Below are 3,241 nucleotides of genomic sequence, written 5' to 3' on the forward strand. Positions count from 1 at the left end.
CCACAAGTTCATTGACATATTGGTAAAATGATATCGTAAAGAATCAAGATAGAGAGTTAGATAATATCTAACAAAATATTTTTATAAGAACAAGAATTATAAAGAGCTCGTTGTAGTAGAGATGCTACAGCAAAAAGTACAATAAGCTAAATAAGGGCGTATGGAGGATGCCTAGGCTTTCAGAGGCGAAGAAGGACGCGATAAGCTGCGATAAGTTACGGGGAGAAGCACATATTTTATGATCCGTAAATTTCCGAATGGGGCAACCCGGCATGTTGAAGACATGTCACACCTACGGGTGAGCAAACGTGGTGAACTGAAACATCTAAGTAACCATAGGAAGAGAAAACAAAAGTGATTCCGTTAGTAGTGGCGAGCGAACGCGGATTAGCCCAAACCAATGTTGTTACGGCAATATTGGGGTTGTAGGGCTGCGACATTAGAATCTTAGAGAACTAGAATCGTTTGGAAAGACGAACCGCAGAGAGTGATAGTCTCGTATAGGTAATCGAAGAGGACATAGCAGTACCCTGAGTAGTGCGGGACACGTGTAATCCTGTATGAATCCACCGGGACCATCCGGTAAGGCTAAATACTCCTGAAAGACCGATAGTGAACTAGTACCGTGAGGGAAAGGTGAAAAGAACCCTAAGTAAGGGAGTGAAAGAGAACCTGAAACCGTACGCCTACAAGCGGTCGAAGCACATTTACTGTGTGACGGCGTGCCTTTTGCATAATGAGCCTACGAGTTACTGTTGCTAGCAAGGTTAAAGATTTAAGGTCTGGAGCCGTAGCGAAAGCGAGTCTGAATAGGGCGCCATAGTTAGTAGTAGTAGACGCGAAACCGAGTGATCTACCCATGGGCAGGTTGAAGCTGTGGTAACACACAGTGGAGGACCGAACCAGTTGACGTTGAAAAGTCTTTGGATGACCTGTGGGTAGGGGTGAAAGGCCAATCAAACTCGGAAATAGCTCGTACTCCCCGAAATGCATTTAGGTGCAGCGTTGAGACAAAGTTTTATAGAGGTAGAGCTACTGATTGGATGCGGGGGCTTCACCGCCTACCAATTCCTGACAAACTCCGAATGCTATAAAATGTTTCTCAGCAGTGAGGGCATGGGTGCTAAGGTCCATGTCCGAGAGGGAAAGAACCCAGACCATCAGCTAAGGTCCCCAAATATATGTTAAGTTGAAAAAACGAGGTTTGACTGCCCAGACAGCTAGGATGTTGGCTTGGAAGCAGCCATTCATTTAAAGAGTGCGTAACAGCTCACTAGTCGAGCGGTCGAGCATGGATAATAATCGGGCATAAACATATTACCGAAGCTATGGACTTTTAAAGTGGTAGGGGAGCATTCTATATGTGCTGAAGGTGTGCTGTGAGGCATGCTGGAACGTATAGAAAAGAAAATGTAGGCATAAGTAACGATAAAGGGGGCGAGAAACCCCCTCACCGAAAGACTAAGGTTTCCTCAGCGATGCTAATCAGCTGAGGGTTAGTCGGGACCTAAGGCGAATCCGAAGGGAGTAGTCGATGGACAACAGGTTAATATTCCTGTACTTCTTATAATTGCGATGGGGTGACGGAGTAGTGAAAGCACCGCGAACTGACGGAATAGTTCGTTGAAACATTTAGGTATTAGACTGGTAGGCAAATCCGCCGGTTTAGCTGAAGTGTGATAGTACCACAAGTCTTCGGATGCGTGGATAGTGTGCCTAAAAACTTCCAAGAAAAACCTCTAAGCTTCAGATTATAAGAACCCGTACCGTAAACCGACACAGGTAGTTGGGATGAGAATTCTAAGGTGCTCGAGAGATTCATGGCTAAGGAACTAGGCAAAATAGACTCGTAACTTCGGGAGAAGAGTCGCCCTACTCCGGTAGGGCCGCAGTGAAAAGATCCAGGCGACTGTTTATCAAAAACACAGGGCTTTGCTAAATTGAAAGATGATGTATAAGGCCTGACACCTGCCCGGTGCTGGAAGGTTAAGTGGAGTTGTTAGCTTCGGCGAAGCAATCAAATGAAGCCCCAGTAAACGGCGGCCGTAACTATAACGGTCCTAAGGTAGCGAAATTCCTTGTCGGGTAAGTTCCGACCTGCACGAATGGTGCAACGATCTGGATACTGTCTCAGCCATGAGCTCGGTGAAATTGTAGTATCGGTGAAGATGCCGATTACCCGCAGCGGGACGAAAAGACCCCGTGAACCTTTACTATAGCTTCGTATTGACTTTGGATAAGTAATGTGTAGGATAGGTGGGAGACTTTGAAGCGGCGTCGCTAGGCGTTGTGGAGTCATCCTTGAAATACCACCCTTTGCTTATCTAGAGCCTAACTCAGCAATGAGAACAGTGCGTGGTGGGTAGTTTGACTGGGGTGGTCGCCTCCAAAAGAGTAACGGAGGCTTCTAAAGGTTCCCTCAGCACGCTTGGTAACCGTGCGTAGAGTGCAATGGCATAAGGGAGCTTGACTGAGAGACATACAGGTCGATCAGGTACGAAAGTAGAGCATAGTGATCCGGTGGTTCCGCATGGAAGGGCCATCGCTCAAAGGATAAAAGGTACTCCGGGGATAACAGGCTGATCTCCCCCAAGAGCTCACATCGACGGGGGGGTTTGGCACCTCGATGTCGGCTCGTCACATCCTGGGGCTGGAGAAGGTCCCAAGGGTTGGGCTGTTCGCCCATTAAAGTGGCACGCGAGCTGGGTTCAGAACGTCGTGAGACAGTTCGGTCTCTATCTGCTGTGGGCGTTAGAAATTTGAGTGGATCTGACTTTAGTACGAGAGGACCGAGTTGGACTGACCTCTAGTGTATCTGTTGTCTCGCCAGGGGCACTGCAGAGTAGCTACGTCGGGAAGGGATAAGCGCTGAAAGCATATAAGCGCGAAACCCACCACAAGATGAGATTTCTTTAAAGGGTCGTGGAAGATCACCACGTTGATAGGCTATAAGTGTAAGTGCAGTAATGTATGTAGCTGAGTAGTACTAATAACCCATAGGCTTATGTACAGTCTTCCCCTCCTAGTGGGGGGAAGCGCAACTCTTTGATGAATTTATGATATGATTTTACTAATATGTTAACTTATACAGTTGAAATATACTGAAACGATTTAAGGTGATTATCGCAATGGGGCTCACCTCTTACCATTCCGAACAGAGAAGTTAAGCCCATTAGCGCCGATGGTACTGCCACTGGTGGGAGAGTAGGTCGTTGCCTTTCTTTTAAACCTCAATCTTTTA

At 46.9% G+C, this 3,241-nt stretch carries 2 rRNA genes; both read left to right on the top strand.

Annotated elements, in window-relative coordinates:
- The first annotated feature begins 139 nt into the window (after positions 1–139).
- Positions 140–3,010, top strand: a 23S ribosomal RNA gene (locus tag VBY68_RS16045).
- Between the two features lie 102 nt (positions 3,011–3,112).
- Positions 3,113–3,221 (top strand): 5S ribosomal RNA (gene rrf, locus VBY68_RS16050).
- Positions 3,222–3,241 lie beyond the last annotated feature (20 nt).

Origin of the sequence: Tenacibaculum ascidiaceicola (assembly GCF_047470925.1) — a bacterium.
GTDB lineage: Bacteria > Bacteroidota > Bacteroidia > Flavobacteriales > Flavobacteriaceae > Polaribacter > Polaribacter discolor.